Annotated in this window: 18 protein-coding genes; 1 reads left to right on the top strand and 17 read right to left on the bottom strand. The window is 34.6% G+C overall.

Annotation, left to right across the window (positions count from 1 at the left end; genetic code table 11):
• Positions 1-60: 60 nt before the first annotated feature.
• The 17 genes from TRESU_RS01315 to TRESU_RS01240 form a co-directional block, all read right to left on the bottom strand.
• Positions 61-444: a hypothetical protein gene (locus tag TRESU_RS01315; protein WP_013700527.1), complete on the bottom strand. Its 384-nt coding sequence runs from the start codon at positions 442-444 to the stop codon at positions 61-63.
• Between the two features lie 185 nt (positions 445-629).
• A complete protein-coding gene (locus TRESU_RS15040) occupies positions 630-806 on the bottom strand; it encodes a hypothetical protein (RefSeq protein WP_013700526.1) in 177 nt (58 codons plus the stop codon).
• 94 nt (positions 807-900) lie between these two features.
• Positions 901-1,377, bottom strand: coding sequence for a hypothetical protein (locus TRESU_RS01310; RefSeq protein ID WP_013700525.1), 477 nt, complete (start codon positions 1,375-1,377; stop codon positions 901-903).
• A 9-nt stretch (positions 1,378-1,386) separates the two neighbouring features.
• Complete coding sequence (locus tag TRESU_RS14565; RefSeq protein ID WP_013700524.1) at positions 1,387-2,343, bottom strand: phage tail protein; 957 nt, start codon at positions 2,341-2,343, stop codon at positions 1,387-1,389.
• Positions 2,344-2,412: 69 nt separating this feature from the next.
• Positions 2,413-3,177: a DUF4097 family beta strand repeat-containing protein gene (locus tag TRESU_RS01300; RefSeq protein WP_013700523.1), complete on the bottom strand. Its 765-nt coding sequence runs from the start codon at positions 3,175-3,177 to the stop codon at positions 2,413-2,415.
• On the bottom strand, positions 3,177-3,644 hold the full coding sequence (locus tag TRESU_RS01295) for a hypothetical protein (protein ID WP_013700522.1): 468 nt from the start codon (positions 3,642-3,644) through the stop codon (positions 3,177-3,179). Before TRESU_RS01295 ends, TRESU_RS01300 begins: the two co-directional genes overlap by 1 nt.
• A gap of 183 nt (positions 3,645-3,827) precedes the next feature.
• The gene (locus TRESU_RS01290; protein ID WP_013700521.1) at positions 3,828-4,316 is read right to left on the bottom strand and encodes a hypothetical protein; all 489 of its coding nucleotides are present in this window, start codon (positions 4,314-4,316) and stop codon (positions 3,828-3,830) included.
• Positions 4,316-5,230 carry a phage tail protein gene (locus TRESU_RS14560; protein ID WP_013700520.1) on the bottom strand — a complete coding sequence of 305 codons (915 nt, stop codon included), beginning with the start codon at positions 5,228-5,230 and terminating at the stop codon, positions 4,316-4,318. Before TRESU_RS14560 ends, TRESU_RS01290 begins: the two co-directional genes overlap by 1 nt.
• A gap of 96 nt (positions 5,231-5,326) precedes the next feature.
• The gene (locus TRESU_RS01280) at positions 5,327-5,737 is read right to left on the bottom strand and encodes a hypothetical protein (protein ID WP_013700519.1); all 411 of its coding nucleotides are present in this window, start codon (positions 5,735-5,737) and stop codon (positions 5,327-5,329) included.
• Positions 5,738-5,988: 251 nt separating this feature from the next.
• Positions 5,989-6,348 carry a YolA family protein gene (locus tag TRESU_RS01275; protein ID WP_013700518.1) on the bottom strand — a complete coding sequence of 120 codons (360 nt, stop codon included), beginning with the start codon at positions 6,346-6,348 and terminating at the stop codon, positions 5,989-5,991.
• Positions 6,317-6,859 (bottom strand): hypothetical protein, encoded by a 543-nt coding sequence (locus TRESU_RS01270; RefSeq protein WP_013700517.1) that lies wholly within the window; start codon positions 6,857-6,859, stop codon positions 6,317-6,319. The genes TRESU_RS01275 and TRESU_RS01270 overlap by 32 nt, the downstream gene beginning before the upstream one ends.
• 136 nt (positions 6,860-6,995) lie before the next feature.
• Complete coding sequence (locus TRESU_RS01265) at positions 6,996-7,466, bottom strand: CIS tube protein (RefSeq protein WP_245535683.1); 471 nt, start codon at positions 7,464-7,466, stop codon at positions 6,996-6,998.
• Positions 7,467-7,629: 163 nt separating this feature from the next.
• Positions 7,630-7,815, bottom strand: coding sequence for a phage tail protein (locus TRESU_RS15420; protein WP_245535741.1), 186 nt, complete (start codon positions 7,813-7,815; stop codon positions 7,630-7,632).
• A gap of 185 nt (positions 7,816-8,000) precedes the next feature.
• Positions 8,001-8,345 carry a hypothetical protein gene (locus TRESU_RS01255; RefSeq protein ID WP_013700515.1) on the bottom strand — a complete coding sequence of 115 codons (345 nt, stop codon included), beginning with the start codon at positions 8,343-8,345 and terminating at the stop codon, positions 8,001-8,003.
• A gap of 267 nt (positions 8,346-8,612) precedes the next feature.
• On the bottom strand, positions 8,613-9,335 hold the full coding sequence (locus TRESU_RS01250; protein ID WP_013700514.1) for a WG repeat-containing protein: 723 nt from the start codon (positions 9,333-9,335) through the stop codon (positions 8,613-8,615).
• On the bottom strand, positions 9,336-10,352 hold the full coding sequence (locus TRESU_RS14550; RefSeq protein ID WP_013700513.1) for a phage tail protein: 1,017 nt from the start codon (positions 10,350-10,352) through the stop codon (positions 9,336-9,338). It lies immediately after the preceding gene.
• 116 nt (positions 10,353-10,468) lie between these two features.
• On the bottom strand, positions 10,469-12,688 hold the full coding sequence (locus TRESU_RS01240; protein ID WP_013700512.1) for a peptidase U32 family protein: 2,220 nt from the start codon (positions 12,686-12,688) through the stop codon (positions 10,469-10,471).
• An 85-nt stretch (positions 12,689-12,773) separates the two neighbouring features.
• Here TRESU_RS01240 and TRESU_RS01235 point away from each other — a divergent pair, with 85 nt between their 5' ends.
• Positions 12,774-14,306 (top strand): DUF5312 family protein, encoded by a 1,533-nt coding sequence (locus tag TRESU_RS01235; RefSeq protein WP_013700511.1) that lies wholly within the window; start codon positions 12,774-12,776, stop codon positions 14,304-14,306.
• Positions 14,307-14,322: the final 16 nt, after the last annotated feature.

The raw sequence follows: 14,322 nt of genomic DNA, 5'->3' as shown, positions 1-14,322 counted from the left end.
CGGGCATTGCAAGAAAAAAACAAAAAGTCATCAATTTAAATTCATAGCCTTAGTTTTGAATCATCTGACATTTCTCTGTTTCTCCTGACAATCATTAAATTGTCTTATTTGAACTGTTTTACCATTGATTTTTAGGTTAGAACAAATATTTTCATATAATTCTTGAAAATCCAAGAGATAACATGGTATTTTGCCGTCTTTTTTTTCCAGCAGAAGAAATAGGTCATAGCGGGAGTCTTTGCTTTTCCAATAAAGCACATCATCTTTTTTGTCAAAAATATCAGTTAATTCAGACAAACATTCTTTTTCGGATTCTGAACATATATAATTAATATAGAACTGATATATATCCTCTCCGTCAATGAAATATATATGATACGTAAATATTGCGTCGGCTTTTAACTCTTCTATTGAGGAGCAAAAACTTGTTTCACCTATTACCATATTATCCAGCCTCAACTTAGTGTAAGATTTGTATTCTATGGCTTGTGGAAAATAGTCATATAAAATGAATTCTGATTCTGAATTTAAATACATCAAAATATCGCTTTTCGTTATATCATTGTATTTGTCTAAATAATTTTTGATGCAATGTGAAAGCAGATACGGTCTTTCGTTTTTTAAATCATTTATTTTTTTGCATCAATCCTGTAAACAATTTTTGAATCTGCTCCGAATATAGGCTCTTTTTTTGACAGTGTTTTTAAGTCTTGAGCGTTATTTCCAATCAAGTCTCTTAAATTGTTTTCAGCAAACAAAGAAAATGTGCTTAGCAAAATTGCAAGCAAATAAATTTTTCTTTTCATTCTATTCTCCATCAGGTGTCAGCAACTCATTGGCTTTAGGAACTGTTTGTAAGCGTCAATTTAACCCCGAATTCTTTCCCTCTCGCCTATATGCTCACCATTGACTTCTATCTATTTCATATTTAATAAAAGTGTTTCTATTCTTATCCCAAAATAAAGATATTCCATCAGCTATATTTTTACCATTCTCGCAATAATATGTTGTTCTAATGAATCCAGACTTCTCGGTAATTTTGATTTTCCAACCGTAAAAATCTTTTCCTTTAATATTCGAAGAAAAAACTGCTTCATTTTTAATTTCTATCTTATCTTTAGTAAATTTTATGTGCGGAATTATAGTATTTTTTTCTAATTGATAAATGATAGCTTTCTCAACGATAAACCGTGAAGAGTCTTTATATTTTATTGCAAGATTCATGTCATTTCCACAGATAAGAACATGCTGAATTTGGTATTCATCTCCATCGAAAAAATTATTAAGAAATTTTTTTTCATTTTCAGAATAGCAATAACTACTAAAAATAAATAAAATTAAAATTCCTAAACTAATTTTTCTAAATAATATATTCATTGATATCACCTAAAAATGTAATCGTCTAATATCACCTGATGTTGGCAAAGGCGGATCTAGTAATTCTATAATCCCTGGATTTTCTATGCTATTTTCCGGTCCACCACTTGCATTAACTCTAGTTCCATTTACATCTGTTATTGTCTGGACATGTGTAATATTTCCATCAGAATCTCTTAAAAATCGCAAATCACCTCGTTGCACATTTCCAGTAGCAGGTTCAGTATAATTATTATATAAATCACTAGCTGATTGATCTAGTATATCATTACCCATTTTATTGAGTCCATAGATTATGGATCCGGAACAATCCATACCACCATTTTCAGGAGTATTTCCTCCCCAAACATAGGGAGTTCCCACTAAGTCTTCCATATTTGTTGCAAATTGATCTGCACTACCATTTAACTGCGGAATATTATTATCTTCCAATTCATCTGCAGAAGATTCTTCTGTTCCAATAAAATTCGTTTCTTCAGACATATTCTTCCCAATATGAAACCAATTATCGTTTTCTTGCGATTCAGAATCATTATCAACTTCAATTCCTTCGTGCGCTATCTCTATTCTTTCAACCGCAAAGTCGCTCCCAAGATTTGTAACCAGTTTTGGTCCTATCCACCGGCATGGAAAGGCACGGAAGAAATTCCATCTTTTCACTTCGTTTCCTTCTGTGTCTTTTAGCACCACTGACCCGTTCTTTCTTTCCAGCTTCTTGTTCTCAAGGCACGTCTCCTTGAACCAGTTGAAAAGCGAGTCGTTCTCAGTTATCCCTTTCTCAAGGATTAAATTTGGAAACCGAGTCCTTCCCCTGAACTTTCTTGTGGTGTGGTTCAGGCCTCCCTCTTCAACTTCATAGACATAGGTCTCAGCCTCAAGCCCCTCGCATTTCTGGAACCTCGCTGTCTCTATTCCGTCAATCTCCACAGTAAACAAGTAAGCCCTTAGTTTTGAATCATCTGACATTTCTCTGTTTCTCCTGACAGTTATTAAATTGTCTTATTTAATTCATTTTCGTTAGATTTGGAAGATAATTCAATCTCTTGCTAAAATTATGTTTCCAGTGTGGGTTTGAATATTTATAAAGGAGCTTCCTTTATTTTGAACTATCTTCTTTCCATCACGAATATAAGCTGTCTCAGTGTTGTTAAATCGGTTTATTAATTTTGAATTAAAAGACTTTACAAAGAAAGAATAACTCTCATTTTCCTCTAAAGAAATTTCTATTTCTCCATTTTTAGCCCTTATGCTTGATTCAGTTAAAGGAGGATGTTTTAGAGATAACTGAGTCTTTCCCATAAATCTGTTTATTTTAAAATAATTGCAGTTCAAATTTTTGATAATACTGTTACTATCTCCCATATCATTCAGCTCAAAAGAATCGGCATTAAGATTGCTATAGTTGTTTTGTCCTTCTGTCTCAATTTTCATCAATTTCGCACTGGTATTTTCTATATTTGTCTTCCCCATATTATTTTCTATAAACAATGAATTTAAATCATAATTGTCAGGAATAAAGATATTTACATCACACAAAAAATTATCCAAAGGTTTATCTGCCACAGTTTTTACCGCAAAACAATCATTCTGAACAATGATTTCAGGAAGCAAGCCTTGTTTATTTGCTTCAATGGTGATAAATATTTCATTTCCCTTTGTATTTGAAATATACAAGCTCTCGTACTTCAAAGAAATGCTGAGGTTTCTTATAGAATTTTTATCAAACTTTTGAGTATTCGTAAAACTTTCTGCATAAATTATTCCAAAACTAAGTAGTATTAAAAGAAAGATAATTTTCATTATAATTGACTCGTATCAAATTCAGATTGTTTAAATTCTTTATTAGCATTATCCCAATATATTGAAATTCCATCTGCCACATTCTTTCCATTTTCAGCATAATAATCTGTATCGATGTAACCATCTTTTTCTGTAATTACAATTTTCCAGCCATAAAACTTTTTTCCTTTTATGTAAGATGAAAAAAGAATAGAATTAACAGTTGAAATTTTATTTTCAGTAAACGTAATATGAGGTATAAAATCATCATTATTCTGTATTTCATAAATAATTGCTTTATCATATATCTGTTTTGAAAAATTTTTGCATGTGCCTGCAAAAAGCATTTGTTTGTTTCCAATAAAAATTTCTTTTACAATATACTTCTGTTCACCGAAAAATTTATTCAAATACTCATTTGAATAAACATTAATAAAGTTTACAAATAACAAAAAAACGACAGCAACGACTTTATTAAAATATTTCATAATTACCTCTAAAATCTTAATCTTCTGATTTCACCACTTTGCGGCAATTCATTGGTTTTAAGAATACAATATCTGTATCATATTGTAATTTAATCTCCTTTATAAAATAGAGCCGTGAAGCATCAGCTTGGAATGATAAATAAGTTGTTGTTCTGCTTAAAAAAAATATTTCAAACAATTACTTTAATCCATGGGTACATATTGAAGACAAAATTTTTGTAATACTTCATTCTCATCAAATACAAAAGCGACTTCTATGAAATCGGGTAAATAATGGATATATGATAAATTATTGTTTTTATCTTTATAGTCAAATTCAAGTTCTTCCCCAAGAAGAGATTCGATTTCCTGTTTTTTTGAATTGCCATTTATTTTTTTGTTATTAATATCTAAAACGAAATCATTTCCAAATACTGCAATACAATATGGCATTTCTGTTACTCGATATGTATAAACAGTAAAATTTTCATATCTATAGCAAACAGAATCCCAATCAGAATTATATTCAAAAGGAATTTCAAAATATTCCTCTTCAGAACCGAATTTTTCTTTTATTTTTTCTAATGAATCTTCAAGATGTATTATTTTGCCAGAAATTTCAATGCTTTGTTCTGCATATAATGAAAAAAATCCTAAAATAAATAAAAATAAGATAAATAATTTTTTTTTCATTAATTACCATCCGAATATAATAATTTAGCTGGATCATCGAGTTGTTCGCTATTAGTAAATTTTCCATTTTTATTTCCATCATAACCAAGATGCAAATGCGGACCTGTTACTTTACCCGTTTTTCCGACTTCTCCTATTTTTTCTCCTGCCTCAACAGTTTCTCCTTCATAAACAATTATTTTACTTTGATGAGCATATAAGGTACTTGTTCCGTCTTCATGAGTAATTACAATATATTTACCATAACCATGAATATTTTTTTCATCATTTTCGACTTTACTAACTGTACCTGATTTTACTGCATTTATTCTTGTCCCTTGAGGAGCTGCAAAATCCATTCCATTATGACCAGATAAAGTTTTCTCACCGTTATCTACAATAAATGAATTTCGTTTTCCCCAAACACTTGTAACGTACTGAGCATCATTCCAAGTTTTGCCAACTGGAGTTGCTATACCATAGCTAACTTCTGCCAAATCATTATCAACTTCGACACCTTCGTGCGCTATCCCTATTCTTTCAACCGCAAAGTCGCTCCCAAGATTTGTCACCAGCTTCGGTCCTATCCAGCGGCAGGGAAAGGCACGGAAGAAATTCCATCTTTTCACTTCGTTTCCTTCTGTGTCTTTTAGCGCCACTGACCCGTTCTTTCTTTCCAGCTTCTTGTTCTCAAGGCACGTCTCCTTGAACCAGTTGAAAAGCGAGTCGTTCTCAGTTATCCCTTTCTCAAGGATTAAATTTGGAAACCGCGTCCTTCCCCTGAACTTTCTTGTGTTGTGGTTCAGGCCTCCCTCTTCAACTTCATAGACATAGGTCTCAGCCTCAAGCCCCTCGCATTTCTGGAACCTCGCTGTCTCTATTCCGTCGATTTCCACAGTGAACAAGTAGGCTCTTAGTTTTGAATCATCTGACATTTCTCTGTTTCTCCTGACAATCATTAAACTATTTTATTCGTTAGATGTAATTTGTAACAGCAACTCGTTAGCTTTAAGAACTGCTTTACTTGATAGTTATCTTATTATAAGTAATTCTATTATTTCTCCATTTAAATATATATTATTCGGAATATTATCCTTTATCTTTATTTCGTTTCCAAGTTCCTTTTTATATGGAAATACTAGAATATTATTTATTAAAATTGGCTTATCTTCAATTTTATAACATGAAATTGAATTGTTATTGTCAAAAAATACTAATCTATAAGTTGCCCTGTTATTAGCAAATAAATATTCTGTAAAATAAATTTCCACAAATCTGTTTGTTGATAAATTTATTTTTCCGATAAATACAAAATTATCCTCATTATGGAATAGTGTAGGATTTAAAATTATTAATTCATTTTTTTGGGTGTCTGACATTGAAATGCATGAAACAAAGACTGAACACAATATAATAAAAGAAAGTAGGAACTTCTTATTCATACTTAATCACTTCCTAATTCTATAACTAAATCAGCATAATAGTCTCTATGTTCGGTTCTATCTGTAGTTGCCGAAGCAGGCGGCGGATTTATATTGCCATTATATATTCTAAACGCTTGAAATATAATAAGCCTCTAGTTTCTTTCTTATATTCTGGTTCATTCTATATGGTTGCTTATATATTATGTTTTTTTTATTACTTTTGCAAAAAAATTTTATAGTATTAATCAGATAGTTTTATTAGACTGTATTTATGACTGTATTAACAAACGTGTCGATTTTGTACAATAAGTTCCGGTCAATGTATCATTTTCGTATGTAAAATTTCCACCATTATATCCATCTGCATTCCAATATTTTATAAACGCAAAGGCAATTCCTGAGCTATCTGTTTCTATAGAGCTATCATATTGTTTTAATTGGGATGAATTCATTTTTTCAACACCAGAATGTCCATATCCAATGTCAACAGTAGCAATTCGTAAAAAAGAGCCACCATGAGAGTGACGAGTCATTGATTGACCTTTTTTTATTTCTTCCCATTCACCCTTTGATTTTTCAGAGCAAACACCTATCACTCTAACTTCTTGTAATGGCATAGCTTGCGGCATCTTTTTTCTCCATTAATATTTTTATTCTTTTATTTTTATTTTCAAAAATGTATTCAAATTTATTATTATATTTTGGATTGTATTTCCAAAACGTAATTAACATCCGTCTATTTTCATCAAAATTTACAATAGTAAAATATTGATAAAACAGCTGCTCATTGTCATCTATTCTAACAAATTCTGTCTGCGGTTCCAATAAAGTATATATGCCAATATAAATATCTTTCTCTTGATTAGAAAGATAGCTTTCAAAATTATCAATAATGGCTTCATTATCGAATAAATTTACAATAGAAAAAATACCTATTTTTGAAACACTCTCATCTTTATATTTTTCAATAGAAACTGAATTTAATAAATTTTGAAATGAATCATCTTGGCTTGATATATTTATAGTTTCTTTTGAAATATCATATTTAATTTTCGGTATTGATTTTTTATTGTTCTTACAGCTTAGTATTAAACTTACAACAACAAAAAATAAGCAAATTTTTAACTTCTTTTTTTTCATCTCTTCTCCAAAACTTTTTTAGCACATACATTTCAGACGGTTCGGCTTCCAACAGCTTTATAAAAGAAAAAGCAAGCTTTCTGCCGTATTTTCCATCTCTTTAATGAGCTTCATAAGTTACTAAAAATCTCACCATCTAATATAGTGGCGGCAGTTCTACTATAGTTCCTGCGGCCAGATTCTCAGGATCATCTATGTTGTTGGCATCTGCAATGACTCTCCATTTCCTGCAGTCATTGTATTCTCTTGCTGACAATGAGGACAAGGTTTCACCCTCCCTTAAAGCCATCCGCTTTGTATGGTCTGCTGATTCTCTTCTTGTATTTGAAAGCTGTGTTGTGGCTGTCGCATATTCCTTGAAGACAACTTTGCATATAGCCCTGAGGGGAGTTCCGTCATCACCAAAGACTGTGAACCTCTGGACAAGATCTTCTAAGACACAGTCAAAGCTAAGGCTGCTCCAGCTGAATCTTAATACAGGAGGCCTGTGCTCCTGTGCATTTACCAGCATCAGCTCTTCAACTTTTGATGTGTATTGACGGACATCTGCCATTTCCTCAAAGGTATCGAAAAACAATTCCATGGAAAGCCGTTTTCTCTCGCCCATTGTAAACTGCACAGGGGGGCGAGTCAAGCCCGAACACATTAATTTCAGACCACGGAGTCTTTTTCTCTACGACATATTCTTTAGGATTGAACATAACCTCAATTTCTTCGTTGGTATCCATATTTGTGATAACTGCTTTTTTCAAGTGCCATAACATCTCCTCCTAGTTTCCGTCTACAGACAGGCCTTCGTGCGCTATCTCTATTCTTTCAACTGCAAAGTCGCTCCCAAGATTTGTAACCAGTTTTGGTCCTATCCACCGGCATGGAAAGGCACGGTAGAAATTCCATCTTTTCACCTCGTTCCCCTCTGTGTCTTTTAGCACCACCGACCCGTTCTTTCTTTCCAGCTTCTTGTTCTCAAGGCACGTCTCCTTGAACCAGCCCTCGACCTCATAGACATAGGTCTCAGCCTCAAGCCCCCTCGCACTTCTGGAACCTCGCTGTCTCTATTCCGTCAATCTCCACAGTAAACAGGTAAGCCCTTAGTTTTGAATCATCTGACATTGTTCTGTTTCTCCTGACAGTCATTAAATTATTTTATTTGAACTGTTTTACCATTGATTTTTAGGTTGGAACAAATATTTTCATATAATTCTTGAAAGTCTAAGAGATAACCTGGTATTTTGCCGTCTTTTTTTTCCAGCAGAAGAAATAGGTCATAGCGGGAGTCTTTGCTTTTCCAATAAAGCACATCATCTTTTTTGTCAAAAATATCAGTTAATTCAGACAAACATTCTTTTTCGGATTCTGAATATCCACATTGCAGAATAAACCGATATATATCCTCTCCGTCAATGAAATATATATGATACGTAAATATTGCGTCGGCTTTTAACTCTTCTATTGAGGAGCAAAAACTTGTTTCACCTATTACCATATTATCCAGCCTCAACTTTCTGTAAGATTTGTATTCTATTGCTTGTGGAAAATAGTCATATAAAATGAATTCTGATTCTGAATTTAAATACATCAAAATATCGCTTTTCGTTATATCATTTCAAGTCTCTTAAATTGTTTTCAGCAAATAAAGAAAATGTGCTTAGCAAAATTGCAAGCAAATAAATTTTTCTTTTCATTCTATTCTCCATCAGGTGTATAAGTTAATGTTCAACAGCAAGTTTATTTTAGACTAATAAATCAGAAATTAATTTATCAAGCGTTTGCCATTTTCGTTGATGAAAAATTCTTCTATACCAATTTTAACTTTAGCTTTTCCATCGACAAAGTTATAAGCATCATCAAAATTAATAGTTGAAATAAAATTCCCATTACTATCTAAGTAATTCCATTTCCAGGACGAACTTTCTTGAACTCGTACTTTTATCCAACCACTATAAAAATAACTTAGACCAGATATATTATTAAATTCTTTTAATTTATTTCCTTTATCATCAATTAAATGCCAGACTACTCCTGTTTCTCTGGATTCCTTGACAAAGGCTTTTCCATTTGAAAAATTAGTTGCAGCAAGAGCTCCGCATTCATCAAATTCTACCTTAATCTTAAAAAGAATATTACCTTTAGTATCTATAACACCTGTCGTTCCGTCTAAAAACATTGCGAAATTTTTCCCTTCTGAAAATTTTTGACCTAACTGCTCAAAGTGAATATCTGATATATTTCCATTTTCATCAAGAATCGCACTGTCAAAATTCATAAGTGCTACAGCAGCATAGCCTTCGGTGAATCCATAGAATCTTTTTAACTGTTTTGTAAAAAGAACATTTTCATTTTCATCTAAAAATGTGTAGGTATTATAGTTTTTTATAACTTTGATTTTTGAAGTAGATGGAAAATCATCTGCTTTACAGGGAAATTGAAATAAACATATAAGAGAAAGAATATAAAAAAATCGCTTGCTTTTCATTTAGTTAATCTCCTGGTAATAAAAAGATGAATAGGCAAAATCATTCTGAAATTCTGAAACAGAATCATAAGTTTCCACCATAGAAACTGTACCTTCATTATTGGCTGAAGAATGATAAAAAGAAACTTTGCCAGATGAATCTGTGACAAGTAAACCTGCATGTTCATGTCCTATTGTATATGGCTTTGTTCCATCTCCCATAAATACTACATAAGCAGAATTATCTGACGTTTGAGAGTAATCTGCTCCTGTAGCTTGTAATGCATTTATATGCTGTTTTACGGTTTGATCGGTATTTTCTAACTGATAATCTTCCGGATAATAACCAGCTTCTTTAATTACTTTTGTAGCCCATTCGTCACAGCTATTACTATCATAGTAATCTTCGCCTAAATGATTTTCAGCAGCATCAGTTATTTTTGTAGATGCGGGAATAACATCCGGTTCTCCAATATTTTGTCCGGTTACGACATAAGGATCAGAGCTTGGATTTCCATAATTATCAAAAAAAGGCATATCTGAGATTCCTACCTGTGCAATCCATTTGCTTGTATCAATTTTTAATTCAAAAGGTTCAGAATCATTATCAACTTCGACACCTTCGTGCGCTATCTCTATTCTTTCAACCGCAAAGTCGCTCCCAAGATTTGTCACCAGCTTCGGACCTATCCAGCGGCAGGGAAAGGCACGGAAGAAATTCCATCTTTTCACTTCGTTTCCTTCTGTGTCTTTTAGCGCCACTGACCCGTTCTTTCTTTCCAGCTTCTTGTTCTCAAGGCACGTCTCCTTGAACCAGTTGAAAAGCGAGTCGTTCTCAGTTATCCCTTTCTCAAGGATTAAATTTGGAAACCGCGTCCTTCCCCTGAACTTTCTTGTGGTGTGGTTCAGGCCTCCCTCTTCAACTTCATAGACATAGGTCTCGGCCTCAAGCCCCTCGCATTTCTGGAACCTGGCTGTCTCTATTCCGTCAATCTCCACAGTAAACAAGTAAGCCCTTAGTTTTGAATCATCTGACATTTCTCTGTTTCTCCTGACAGTTAGTCATCTAGAGGCTGTTCTAGAAGTTATTAACAGACTTCAAAAAGGGCTGCCCATTTCTTTTTGGACAGCCCCAATAACATTTCTTTCAAAAACTATTTCCGCTTTTTATTGTCTTTTGAAGCCTGGGCATTTCTAGCCTGAGCTGCCTGATAAGCTTCCATTTTTTCAGGATTATAAAATCCATTTTTCCAGTTAAAGCGGGAAGCTCCTTCTATAAATTCATGCTTTTGGATAATCGAAACAAGGTTTCTTATGTCGCTCTTTAAAATTTTTGTCTTTGAAAAATCTATGATCTGATGCGTCCATCCTTTGCTTTTCAAGGTTTCCATTTTGTCTAAAAGACTGAACGGATATTCCGGCATTACAAACGAACCGTCCGGCGTTGAATTCACTTTAAATCCCATGCCTTCCTTGTCGCTGAAATAAGTAAAATCATAATCGCCCGGAAGCTTGAATCTCATTCGGAACAAAACAGGATAAGAGAAAACGCTAACTAGAACGCGCGAGCGTTCCGCAGAATTTTCAAAAATGGCTTCAAGATTTTTTTCAGAATTTTCCGCAGGAGACTGCAATGCCATAATATTGCTGTTTTCAAGGAAACTTACAGCCCAGCGGTTAAAAGTATAAAGGTAAGGACCGGCAATCAACTTCACCTTGTATTTTTTCAGGATATTTATATGCGCAATATTGTTTACAATAAAAGTTGAATATCCTTTTTCCACAAGAACTGAAACAACATTTTCAAATTCCTCTGATTTTCCTTCAGCAAAAAACGGATCAAGCGAAATCACAAGCATTTTTTTGCTGTACGGAAGCAATGGTTTTGCAGGCGAATCTTTGTTTAAAAGGTCGTAACTTGTTTCAGAATTAAGCTCAATTATAAGCCGCACAGGATGAAGCGAAGAAACAATATGCGCGTCCGCCACAGTCGAAACCTGAATATAAAGACCTTCTGGAAACCAGTTAAGCTCATTTTTTGCAAGCGGAGTAAGATCCAAAACAGGAAGACGTTCCGGACCGGGCTGTTTTCTAAACTTTGAAAGGTCGGACGGAAGAACTCTTTTATAACGCTTGGACATGGATTTTGTCTGCAAAAGATAGACGCTGTCTCCCTTGGAAAATCCAGAAGGGATATCAATCCATCTTGAGCCTTTTTCATCTTCGGAAAGAACGCGGATTTTGTGGCTTTCGCGGCCTGTGTCATCTTTTTTATGAAGCCGGATGCTGTCTCCCGGATCAGGATTGTAGTCGCCGCCAGAAATTGTCGCCATTTGAATAGAAAACTCTTGTTTTCGTTCCAAAGAAGATGCATATTGCTCTTTTTCAGAAGCAGAAGCCGGTCTTGTCTGATTTATTTTTCCAAGGAAAATTCCAGTTCCTCCAGCTTGCTTTGGATTCAAAATTTTTTCGCCAGCTGAATCAACTCCTTCTTCCACAGATTTAAAGCCGTACCAATAATCGGTTTTTGAGCGCGCAAAATCTGTGCTTAAAATTCTCTTTCCTTCCGCAATAGAGCCTTTTTTATCTTCGTGCCAATGATCCATTACATAACGGTAGGCAGCGGTAACAGCTCCAACATATTCTGCGCTTTTCATTCTGCCTTCAATTTTAAAGCTGTCAACTCCGGCTTCCATCAATTCTGGAACATGGGAAATAAGCTCCAAGTCGCAAGGTGAAAAATAATAACCGTTCGCAACAGTTCCGGGAATTTCAGCTGAATAAATTCTGCGGCAAGCTTGAGTGCAAACTCCGCGGTTAGCTGATTTTCCGCCAAGATAGCTTGAAAAAAGACAAAGCCCTGACTCACTTACACAAAGCGCGCCATGAATAAACATTTCAATTTCGGCATTTGTCTTTGATTTTATCGCTCGGATTTCCTCAAGACCAAGCTCACGGGCAACAACAACACGCTTTACCCCCTGCTTGCACAAAAGATTTGCAGCCGCCGCGCTTTCCACATTCATCTGGGTTGATGCATGAAGCTCCAAGTCCGGAAAAAATTCCTGGCACATTCTTATTACACCAAAATCCTGAACAATTATTCCATCCGGCCCGATTTTATTTAAATATGAAAGAAATCTATAAAGACGTTCTGTTTCGTTTTCTTCACAAACAGTATTTACAGTTACATAAATTTTCTTGCCAAGCCGATGCACGCTTTGAACAGCAGCCTCAAACTGATTCCAGGCAAAATTTGAAGACCTAAGTCTTGCATTAAAACTCTTCAAACCCATATAAACTGCATCCGCGCCTTCGCCTATAGCAGCATCAAGCGCTTCAATATTTCCCGCAGGAGCTAATAATTCTGTCATTTTTTCAGTATACAAGTTTTCTTTAAGTTTGTCATTGCAAGTCAACAGCCTTGAATAAGCTCGTTTATTTAGGTATATTTTCTGCATGGGGAATCGAAACTTTTTTAAGGACTTGCTCAATTCATTCTTTGGAGGAAACAGTCCAGAGGCCGCAAAAAAACGCGCCTTAAAAAACATTGCAAAAAATCTTTCTAAAACTAAGTATCATTTTTACAAGACTTCTTCTAATGAAATAGATCCAAGTTTTGCAAAATTCTTCTATGAAATATATAAAGCAATTTCGCCGGCACAGGCAATGATTCAATCTATAAATCCGAAAGCATTTAAGCGGATTGTAATCGACAATTCCCTTTCGGATAAACAACTGGAATCACTGGGAAACATCTCGGAGCTTGCAATTATAGACGCTGCAAAGAAAAAGCCGCTAAAAGAAGTTTTCGAGCAGACAAAACTTTATATGGACGCCTTTTCCTCAGAATTCGACAGCAACAAAATTTCTGCCATTGACGGCGTTTACACAAAACTCATGGGCTTTGTAAATTTTGTGCAGTTCGATTATTTCTTTATGCTCAAAAAATTTGACAGTTCGCTTAAAGAACACAACTTTTCTAATCCACCGAGATTCATACCAATAAGCGGAACTTATGTTCTTGAAGACTTGAAAAATTTCATGGATGTCGCCTGGTCGCTTCCGTTTGATTCTTCTTGGGATGAAGTTTTTAAGCTGATAAAGAAAGTAAAAGGCGTGGATCCGGTATCGCCGGGCGTTTGGAAAAAAATTCTTGCACGAATCCGCTATTTAAAGGAAAACAGAATTGTGGAAATGCTCATTCAGCTCATTTCCGAAGATCCGTCTTACAACGAAGTTTACGCAGCAAAAGATTTGTACATTGTTGACGATTTTATCACGGAAGTAAAAAAGCAGGCGGAAAACACTTTGACTGCTCTAAAAGAAAAGCAGACAGAAGGAAAAATTGAAGTTTTGCTGAACCAAATTTTTGGAACAACCCAGATAGAAAAACTCAAATTTTATACAGAAGCAGGAAGCGCGCCTTTTGAACGCAAGGAAATAGGAAAGTTTGAATACTGTGAACCGCTTTCATATTTAAAGAAATTTATTCTCGACTATGTAAAAAAAGATGTAAAGGAACTTTCTGACATTCTTCTTGTCCGCGGTGAATGGGCAAACCAGGAGTTGGCAGCTCCAATGAGCGAGGCTTTCCATCAGCTTGTTGAAAACGCAGACAAAATCATAGCTTTGGACAACAGCCTTGACGACAGTGTTGATCTCGGCTTAAAAATGAAAACTCATCTTCCGCGAACCGAACGAGACAAGGAATCAAGAAACATAATTCATTCAACACTGAATTTTGTAAACACATCCGCAGCAAAAATCATTCTTGGCTCTGTAAATCTTTTCATTACTTATGGAAAAAACCTTAAAATGGTTCTTGAAGACTGCATAAAGCCGCATCCAACTTTAATAAGAAACTGGAAAGACATAGACCACTTTGCAGAAGGAAAACTCAAGCAAATGTGCATCAGCGTATACAAGGAATTTTTTTCTTTTGTTTCCCTTATGCAGAATTTCCACATTGAAGTAAACGAAGACGCTTAAAAATCACGGAGCATAC

The sequence above is a fragment of the Treponema succinifaciens DSM 2489 genome, from assembly GCF_000195275.1.
GTDB classification, from domain to species: domain Bacteria; phylum Spirochaetota; class Spirochaetia; order Treponematales; family Treponemataceae; genus Treponema_D; species Treponema_D succinifaciens.
The sequence above is the reverse complement of the archived record's forward strand: the minus strand, read 5'-3'. Positions and strand labels throughout refer to the sequence as shown.